The 9,775-nt window shown below is 42.6% G+C and carries 4 protein-coding genes, 2 tRNA genes and 3 rRNA genes; all 9 read left to right on the forward strand.

Annotated elements, in window-relative coordinates; genetic code table 11:
* Window positions 1–62 precede the first annotated feature (62 nt).
* Window positions 63–377, forward strand: a complete 315-nt coding sequence (locus T391_RS0100970) for a 4Fe-4S binding protein (RefSeq protein ID WP_034583300.1) — start codon at window positions 63–65, stop codon at window positions 375–377.
* Complete coding sequence (locus tag T391_RS0100975) at window positions 374–1,495, forward strand: 2-oxoglutarate synthase subunit alpha (protein WP_027326775.1); 1,122 nt, start codon at window positions 374–376, stop codon at window positions 1,493–1,495. Before T391_RS0100970 ends, T391_RS0100975 begins: the two co-directional genes overlap by 4 nt.
* A gap of 10 nt (window positions 1,496–1,505) precedes the next feature.
* The gene (locus T391_RS0100980; protein WP_027326776.1) at window positions 1,506–2,327 is read left to right on the forward strand and encodes a 2-oxoglutarate ferredoxin oxidoreductase subunit beta; all 822 of its coding nucleotides are present in this window, start codon (window positions 1,506–1,508) and stop codon (window positions 2,325–2,327) included.
* Complete coding sequence (locus T391_RS0100985; protein WP_027326777.1) at window positions 2,324–2,869, forward strand: 2-oxoacid:acceptor oxidoreductase family protein; 546 nt, start codon at window positions 2,324–2,326, stop codon at window positions 2,867–2,869. Before T391_RS0100980 ends, T391_RS0100985 begins: the two co-directional genes overlap by 4 nt.
* A gap of 1,144 nt (window positions 2,870–4,013) precedes the next feature.
* Window positions 4,014–5,513, forward strand: a 16S ribosomal RNA gene (locus tag T391_RS07515).
* An 88-nt stretch (window positions 5,514–5,601) separates the two neighbouring features.
* Window positions 5,602–5,678, forward strand: a tRNA-Ile gene (locus tag T391_RS0100995).
* 3 nt (window positions 5,679–5,681) lie between these two features.
* Window positions 5,682–5,757: transfer RNA gene (locus T391_RS0101000), tRNA-Ala, on the forward strand.
* A gap of 339 nt (window positions 5,758–6,096) precedes the next feature.
* Window positions 6,097–9,135, forward strand: a 23S ribosomal RNA gene (locus T391_RS0101005).
* A 213-nt stretch (window positions 9,136–9,348) separates the two neighbouring features.
* Window positions 9,349–9,464: ribosomal RNA gene (rrf, locus tag T391_RS0101010) — 5S ribosomal RNA — on the forward strand.
* The 16S, 23S and 5S rRNA genes sit together here with 2 tRNA genes alongside, the layout of an rRNA operon.
* Window positions 9,465–9,775 lie beyond the last annotated feature (311 nt).

A 9,775-nucleotide genomic window follows, 5' to 3' on the forward strand; every position in this document is an offset into this window, starting at 1 on the left:
GATCTGAATCCTATTGTATATTAGTGAACCTTAAAATGGTTGATTTTAATCAAGGAGAAGAGATGGAGAATGTTCCTGTATGGGTCGATGAGAAGCGATGTAAGGGGTGCGATATTTGTGTGTCTGTATGCCCTGCTGGTGTCCTTGTAATGCGCTTGGATTCTAAGATGGTTCTAGGAAAAGTTGCTGAGGTTTCTTTTCCTGAGAGTTGTATTGGATGCAAAGAGTGTGAGTTGCATTGCCCAGATTTTGCGATTTTTGTGGCTGAGAAAGATGCTTTCAAATTTGCAAAAATTAATCAAGAGGCAAAAATGCGAGGTGAGCAAATCAAGGCAAATGGCTTTTTGATGCCTCAAGAGTATAAGGAGAATAAATGAGAGAGTTGGTGATCAATGGAAATGAGTTAGTTGCAATTGCTGCAATTGATGCGGGATGTAAGTTTTTTGGGGGATATCCAATCACTCCTTCAAGCGAAATTGCACATTCTATGAGTAATCTTCTTCCTAAACATAATGGGACTTTTATCCAAATGGAGGATGAGATTGGAGGGATTTGCGTTGCTCTTGGTGCATCCATGAGTGGGACAAAAGCGATGACGGCAAGCTCTGGACCAGGAATTTCACTCAAAACCGAGCAGATTGGCTATGGCTTTATGGCTGAGATTCCTCTTGTCATTGTAGATGTGATGAGAGGTGGTCCATCTACAGGTCTTCCTACGCGTGTTTCTCAAGGAGATATTGAGTTTTTGAAACATCCAACACATGGAGATTTTAAAGCTGTGGTTGTAACTCCATCAAGTCTTGAGGAAGTTTATTTTCAAACAATCAAAGCATTTAATCTTGCTGAGGAATTGATGACACCTGTATTTTTGGTGCTTGATGAAACCGTTGGGCATATGTATGGAAAAGTTGTCTTACCTGATGCTAAGGATGTGGAGATTGTCAATCGTAAGCGTTTTGTCGGAGAGCCAAAGGATTATATGCCCTATGGTGTCGAGGAAAATACTCCTGCTGTTTTAAATCCATTTTTTGAGGGGTATTTCTATCATGTGACTGGGCTGCATCATGGCAAGGCTGGATTCCCTACAGAGGATCGACATTTGGCTCAATCCCTTGTTGAGAGGCTGTGTGGGAAGATTGAAAGTCAGGCTGAGCGTATCGCAGAATTTAAGCAATATTCATTAGAGGATGCAGAGTGTGTGATTGTCGCTTATGGTTCAGTTTGTCTTGCCGCATTGGAAGCTATTCAGATTTTGCGTCAGATGGGTAAAAAAGTCGGAATCCTCTCTCCAAAGATTCTCTATCCACTCCCTAAAGAAAGCTTTGCTTCAATGATTGGAGCTCAACAAAAAGTTATTGTTGTGGAGCTTAATCGTGGTCAATATGTTTATGAAGTAGAACATATGCTAGGACGAAAGGTCGAGTTTATTGGTCAGTTTGATGGGCGACCGATTGATCCTGATGTGATGGCTAAAGAGATTTTGAAGAAAATGTAAGGAGGAAGAAATGGCATTTAATTATGATCAATATTTGCGGACAGATAAGCTTCCTACACTTTGGTGTTGGGGATGTGGGGATGGAGTGATTTTGAAGTCTATCATTCGTGCGATTGCTGAGAATGGTTGGAATATGAAAGATGTATGTGTTGTCAGTGGAATTGGATGCAGCGGAAGAATGAGTTCATATATCAACTGCAATACTGTGCATACAACACATGGAAGGGCTCTTGCTTATGCGACAGGAATCAAGCTTGCAAATCCAGATAAAAAAGTAATTGTTGTTTGTGGAGATGGCGATGCTTTGGCAATTGGTGGGAATCACACCATCCATGCTTGTCGGCGAAATATTGACCTCAATCTTGTGTTGGTCAATAACTTTATCTATGGTCTGACAAATTCTCAGACTTCACCTACAACTCCTCAAGGTTTTTGGACTGCGACTGCTGAATATGGCAATATCGACCCCAATTTTGATGCTTGTTCTCTAGCCAAATCTGCTGGAGCGACATTTGTCGCGCGTGAAAATGTGCTCAATCCTAAGAGAATTGAAAAGATTTTGAGTGAGGGGTTTGCACATAATGGTTTTAGTTTTATGGAAGTTTTTAGTAACTGCCACATCAACCTTGGACGCAAAAACAAAATGGGTGAGGCTGTGCAAAATCTTAAATGGATTGAATCCATTACGCTTTCAAAAACAAAGTTTGATCAATTGAGCGAAGAAGAGAAGGTCGGTAAATTTCCCATGGGTGTTTTGCACCAAGAGGAACGGATGGAATATACTCAGGCCTATGAAGGGGTGCGACTTAAGGCTCAAGGGGGTGGAAAATGAGAAAGCAGCTTCGTTTTAGTGGAGTAGGGGGACAAGGTGTTTTGCTCGCTGGTGAGATTTTGGCTCAAGCCAAGATTGAGAGTGGTGGATTTGCAGTAAAAGCATCGAGTTACACAAGTCAAGTGCGCGGTGGTCCGACAAAAGTAGATATCTTGCTTGATGAAAAAGAAATCTTCTATCCTTATGCCATGGAAGGAAGTATTGATTTTATGCTTTCAACTGCTCAGATTGGTTATGATCAATTTAAAAGCGGGATTAAACAAGGGGGATTGATTGTGATTGATTCCAATCTCGTGAAGCCAAGCGATGAAGATAGGGAGAGATTTCGAGTCATTGAGATTCCTATGATTTCTATTGCCAAAAATGAAATTGGCAATGTGGTGACACAATCTGTTGTCGCGCTAGGAATTGCTGTAGAACTTTCAAAAGCAATCGATCGAGATCTTGTTTTTGAAATGATGAAGAAAAAGGTCCCAAGCAAGGTTTTGGATCTCAATATCAAAGCCTTTGAAGTGGGTGAAAAATACGCCAAGGCTCAGTGATATTGTGAGATTGGTGGCCCATGAGTATTTATCTCGTGGGTCACCTTATTTTTTGATTTGAAAAATTGAAAAAAATTTAAAAGCAAGAAAAAGAACAGGAAGATTTTATGATGCCTCCTTATTGCAGGAGGCATCAAAAGTCTTGCGAGATTTATTATTTTTCATGTGTTTTTCCCAAGTCCACTTGTGATTCTGTGATTATTGGTGGACTTGGTCTCATTTGTATTTCCCCGTTAGGTTTATTTTAATTTTTTATGCGCAAAGTATGTGATACACATAGTGTTTTGCCAAAATTTCTCCAAAATATCAAAAGCTTGTTTTAAGAAAACTTTTGATTTCTAGATTTGGTGATCAAGCTTTTAATATTCTTTGATTCTCACATTCAAATTTTGAGCGCTATTGTTTGATTTGAATCTTTTGTCCTATATCTATCTAGAGAAAACTTCATATGTATATTTATTGCAATCAATTTCAATGATTTGCAATCAACTTTAATGATTCGCTATGTATATTGTAAATATCGCAATCAACTCCAATTATATATCCCTTCCCCCTCCCCATTTCCCCCTCTTTTCTAAAAAAATTCATTTTTTTGAAAATTTCTTGCTCATTTTCATTTTTTTTAGTGTATTATTCCACTTCCCAAGTCGGTGAGACGCTTTAATCTCCCTAAGATTTGACGGTAACCTTTTAACTCTAAGGGTTAAAAGTCTTATTGTCTTTTTTAGAAAGATTGTTTTGTTTTGCCTTGTTGGTGTGTTCTATTTATTTTTATTGTGATTTTAGATAAATAAATGAAACTTCTTCATTTATGTTAGTTTGCTCTCTAATTATTATAGAGCTAAATTGACTTAAGTTTAGTTTTCATTTTAAACCTTTAATCAAATAACTTTAGATAATGATCTTTGACAACTAAGCAAAAGAATGTTGAGTGTAAAGTCTTCTTTTATGACTTAAAACTAAAAGAAACAAACTTAATATTCTGATGTCTAATATATTTACAACTCTTATAACCCGTATAGATTTATTCTATATTGAAGTTATAACTTGTGATTTTTGACATAACAGAGTTTTAGGACAAACAATTCTATTTTTATGGAGAGTTTAGCCATTGATTTTTCTTTGGACAAACTCCATAAAAGTTTTTATGGAGAGTTTGATCCTGGCTCAGAGTGAACGCTGGCGGCGTGCCTAATACATGCAAGTCGAACGATGAAGCTCTCTAGCTTGCTAGAGAGTGGATTAGTGGCGCACGGGTGAGTAATGCATAGGTTATGTGCCCCATAGTCTGGGATAGCCACTGGAAACGGTGATTAATACTAGATACTCCTTACGAGGGAAAGTTTTTCGCTATGGGATCAGCCTATGTCCTATCAGCTTGTTGGTGAGGTAATGGCTCACCAAGGCTATGACGGGTATCCGGCCTGAGAGGGTGAACGGACACACTGGAACTGAGACACGGTCCAGACTCCTACGGGAGGCAGCAGTAGGGAATATTGCTCAATGGGCGAAAGCCTGAAGCAGCAACGCCGCGTGGAGGATGAAGGTTTTAGGATTGTAAACTCCTTTTGTTAGAGAAGATTATGACGGTATCTAACGAATAAGCACCGGCTAACTCCGTGCCAGCAGCCGCGGTAATACGGAGGGTGCAAGCGTTACTCGGAATCACTGGGCGTAAAGAGCGCGTAGGCGGGGTAGTAAGTCAGATGTGAAATCCTATGGCTTAACCATAGAACTGCATTTGAAACTACTACTCTAGAGTATGGGAGAGGTAGGTGGAATTCTTGGTGTAGGGGTAAAATCCGTAGAGATCAAGAGGAATACTCATTGCGAAGGCGACCTGCTGGAACATTACTGACGCTGATGCGCGAAAGCGTGGGGAGCAAACAGGATTAGATACCCTGGTAGTCCACGCCCTAAACGATGAATGCTAGTTGTTGTGGAGCTTGTCTCTGCAGTAATGCAGCTAACGCATTAAGCATTCCGCCTGGGGAGTACGGTCGCAAGATTAAAACTCAAAGGAATAGACGGGGACCCGCACAAGCGGTGGAGCATGTGGTTTAATTCGAAGATACGCGAAGAACCTTACCTAGGCTTGACATTGATAGAATCTGCTAGAGATAGCGGAGTGCTGGCTTGCCAGAGCTTGAAAACAGGTGCTGCACGGCTGTCGTCAGCTCGTGTCGTGAGATGTTGGGTTAAGTCCCGCAACGAGCGCAACCCTCGTCCTTAGTTGCTAACAGTTCGGCTGAGCACTCTAGGGAGACTGCCTTCGTAAGGAGGAGGAAGGTGAGGACGACGTCAAGTCATCATGGCCCTTACGCCTAGGGCTACACACGTGCTACAATGGGATGTACAAAGAGACGCAATACCGCGAGGTGGAGCAAATCTCAAAAACATCTCTCAGTTCGGATTGTAGTCTGCAACTCGACTACATGAAGCTGGAATCGCTAGTAATCGTGAATCAGCCATGTCACGGTGAATACGTTCCCGGGTCTTGTACTCACCGCCCGTCACACCATGGGAGTTGTATTCGCCTTAAGCCGGGATGCTAAACTGGCTACCGTCCACGGCGGATGCAGCGACTGGGGTGAAGTCGTAACAAGGTAACCGTAGGTGAACCTGCGGTTGGATCACCTCCTTTCAAGAGAAATAAGCAGATATTCATTTATCTTGCTTCAGCTTGACATCTTTTGCTTAGTCTTCAGAGATTATTTATCTTTAGTGCATGCGGGCTTATAGCTCAGGTGGTTAGAGCGCACCCCTGATAAGGGTGAGGTCGGAGGTTCGAGTCCTCCTAAGCCCACCATTAGGGGAATTAGCTCAGCTGGGAGAGCGCCTGCTTTGCACGCAGGAGGTCAGCGGTTCGATCCCGCTATTCTCCACCATTTGATGAGGATCTAATCTCAAGAAGTCTAATTTAAGTTTTTGATCTTAGATAAAGAATCTTAGAAATTTCAGAAAAGATTAGAAAAAAGCTAAGAGATTCTTTAAATCTTAGGAGATTAAAGATTTAAATTAGACTTTAAGTCTAAGTGTTATTTGAATTATCATTGTTAATAGCCTATAGTAATAAGACTACAATAACTCTGATCTTATTGAAAGTAAGAATGAAGACATTTAGGAAGGAATTCTTAGATGAAATTGTCCATACATTCAATAAGGCAGTGAGACTTAGAAAATCATTGATTCATAAGCAGTTTTATTGAGACTTTGAAAGCATATGAAAATAAGCTTTTAAGGGCAGATGGTGGATGCCTTGGCAAAGAGAGGCGATGAAGGACGTACTAGACTGCGATAAGCTACGGGGAGCTGTCAAGAAGCTTTGATCCGTAGATTTCCGAATGGGGCAACCCAATGCATAGAGATATGCATTACCTTAAATGGAGCGAACCTAGGGAAGTGAAACATCTCAGTACCTAGAGGAAAAGAAATCAAACGAGATTCTCCTAGTAGCGGCGAGCGAACGGGGAAGAGGGCAAACCGAATGCTTGCATTCGGGGTTGAGGACTGCAACATCCACTGAAATAATCTAGTAGAACAATCTGGAAAGTTTGGCGACACAGGGTGATAGCCCCGTATACGAAAGATTATTTCTAGGTAGCAGGATCCAGAGTAGGCCAGGACACGTGAAATCCGGGCTGAAGCAGGGGAGACCACTCTCCAACCCTAAATACTACTCTTTGACCGATAGCGAACAAGTACCGTGAGGGAAAGGTGAAAAGAACCGCAGTGAGCGGAGTGAAATAGAACCTGAAACCATCTGCCTACAATCATTCGGAGCCCTATGATTTATATCAGGGTGACGGACTGCCTTTTGCATAATGATCCTGCGAGTTGTGGTATCTGGCGAGGTTAAGCAAACGCGAAGCCGTAGCGAAAGCGAGTCTGAAAGGGCGCTTAGTCAGATGCTGCAGACCCGAAGCTGAGTGATCTATCCATGGCCAAGTTGAAGTAAGTGTAATAGCTTATGGAGGACTGAACTCGTACCCATTGAAACGGGTTGGGATGAGCTGTGGATAGGGGTGAAAGGCCAAACAAACTCAGTGATAGCTGGTTCTCTCCGAAATATATTTAGGTATAGCCTCAAGTGATAGTAATAGGGGGTAGAGCTCTGATTGGGCTAGGGCTGCTCACCGCGGTACCAAACCCTGTCAAACTTCGAATACCTATTACCGTATCTTGGGAGTCAGGCGGTGGGTGATAAAATCAATCGTCAAGAGGGGAACAACCCAGACTACCAACTAAGGTCCCAAAGTTCTATTCTGAGTGGAAAAAGATGTACAGTTACTTAGACAACCAGGAGGTTGGCTTAGAAGCAGCCATCCTTTAAAGAAAGCGTAACAGCTCACTGGTCTAGTGATTGCGCGCTGAAAATATAACGGGGCTAAGATAGACACCGAAGTTGTAGATTACACGGCACAATTTAGATTATCTAGTTGTGTCAAACTTAAAAAATTTAGAGTTTTATTTTTATTTGATTTTGAAATCTTTTTCTTGTTCAAAAGAAGTCAAAGAAAAAGGATCAGTAAAAAATCAAATAAAAATTTGATGCTCAAGATAGTTTAAATTGTGCCGTGTAGTGGTAGGAGAGCGTTCGTATCAGCGTTGAAGGTATACCGGCAAGGAGTGCTGGAGCGATGCGAAGTGAGCATGCAGGAATGAGTAGCGATAAAATATGTGAGAATCATATTCGCCGTAAGTCTAAGGTTTCCTACGCGATGCTCGTCATCGTAGGGTTAGTCGGGTCCTAAGCCGAGTCCGAAAGGGGTAGGCGATGGCAAATAGGTTAATATTCCTATACCAACATTAGTGTGCGATGGAGGGACGCATAGGGTTAGGTGAGCCAACTGATGGAATAGTTGGTCGAAAGGTGTAAGTTGGGAGAGAGGCAAATCCGCTCCTGTATCACAAACCTGACAGGCTCTTTGAAGTCTTCGGATGGAAGAGAGAATCACTGATACCGTCGTGCCAAGAAAAGCTTCTAAGTTTAGCTAATGTTGCCCGTACCGCAAACCGACACAGGTAGATGAGATGAGTATTCTAAGGCGCGTGAAAGAACTCTGGTTAAGGAACTCTGCAAACTAGCACCGTAAGTTCGCGATAAGGTGTGCCACAGCAATGTGGTCTCAGCAAAGAGTCCCTCCCGACTGTTTACCAAAAACACAGCACTTTGCAAACTCGTAAGAGGAAGTATAAGGTGTGACGCCTGCCCGGTGCTCGAAGGTTAAGAGGATTAGTCAGCCGCAAGGTGAAGCTTTGAATTGAAGCCCGAGTAAACGGCGGCCGTAACTATAACGGTCCTAAGGTAGCGAAATTCCTTGTCGGTTAAATACCGACCTGCATGAATGGCGTAACGAGATGGGAGCTGTCTCAACCAGGGATTCAGTGAAATTGTAGTGGAGGTGAAAATTCCTCCTACCCGCGGCAAGACGGAAAGACCCCGTGGACCTTTACTACAGCTTGACACTGCCGATGGGAGCATTATGCGCAGGATAGGTGGGAGGCTTTGAAATCTTCACTCCGGTGGAGATGGAGCCATCCTTGAGATACCACCCTTAATGTTTCTGTCTGCTAACTGGCTTGAGTTATCCTCAAGCAGGACAATGTCTGGTGGGTAGTTTGACTGGGGCGGTCGCCTCCTAAAAAGTAACGGAGGCTTGCAAAGGTTGGCTCATTGCGGTTGGAAATCGCAAGTTGAGTGTAATGGCATAAGCCAGCCTGACTGTAAGACAAACAAGTCGAGCAGAGACGAAAGTCGGTCATAGTGATCCGGTGGTTCTGTGTGGAAGGGCCATCGCTCAAAGGATAAAAGGTACCCCGGGGATAACAGGCTGATCTCCCCCAAGAGCTCACATCGACGGGGAGGTTTGGCACCTCGATGTCGGCTCATCGCATCCTGGGGCTGGAGCAGGTCCCAAGGGTATGGCTGTTCGCCATTTAAAGCGGTACGCGAGCTGGGTTCAGAACGTCGTGAGACAGTTCGGTCCCTATCTGCCGTGGGCGTAGGAAAGTTGAGGAGAGCTGTCCCTAGTACGAGAGGACCGGGATGGACATGCCACTAGTGTACCAGTTGTTCTGCCAAGAGCATCGCTGGGTAGCTACGCATGGATGTGATAACCGCTGAAAGCATCTAAGCGGGAAGCCAACTCCAAGATAAACTTTCCCTGAAGGTCGCAAGAAGACTACTTGCTTGATAGGTTGGATGTGTAAGTGTAGTAATACATTTAGCTGACCAATACTAATAGACCGTTTGGCTTATTTTTATTCAAAGAAGCATATGAATTGCTAGTCAATGATGTCTTCACTGCCTTATTGAGTGTATGCTTATTACTAAAAAAGGAAAAGTGAAAATGAAGTTTTTAAATTTTTGCTTAAAAACTAGTTTGTATTTTTCTTAGATTGGGCTATAAACAAGATACAATTCTAATCCCTAGAAAAGGGAGTAGAGGATAAGATCTTATCTTCTTCTCCCTTTTCCCTGTGTCTATAGAGAGGAGGTCACACCCAGCTCCATTCCGAACCTGGAAGTTAAGCTCCTCATCGCTGATGATACTGCACTTTTCAAGTGTGGGAATGTAGGTCGATGCAGGGTTGGGATTACTTCTTTTTTCTTCTATGATTTTTTATCTTTTAATTTATGCTTTAATTCTTGTCTTGTCTTGTCTTGTCTTGTCTTGTCTTGTCTTGTCTTGTCTTGTCTTGCTTCTGCTTATTGAGTTGAGTGGATCTAGCTTGTTTTAGTGTGTCTTGAAAAGGGAGTATAATTGATCTTTTGATGAGAGGATTAGATGTTTGAGATTCGCCTAAAAAGCATACAGATTCTTGTCTTGAGCTATCTTGGTATTATTCTTTGCGGAGCGGTGCTATTGATGCTTCCGTGGATGCATCGAGGGCATCTAGATT

Origin of the sequence: Helicobacter pametensis ATCC 51478, from assembly GCF_000518225.1 — a bacterium.
Taxonomy (GTDB): domain Bacteria; phylum Campylobacterota; class Campylobacteria; order Campylobacterales; family Helicobacteraceae; genus Helicobacter_G; species Helicobacter_G pametensis.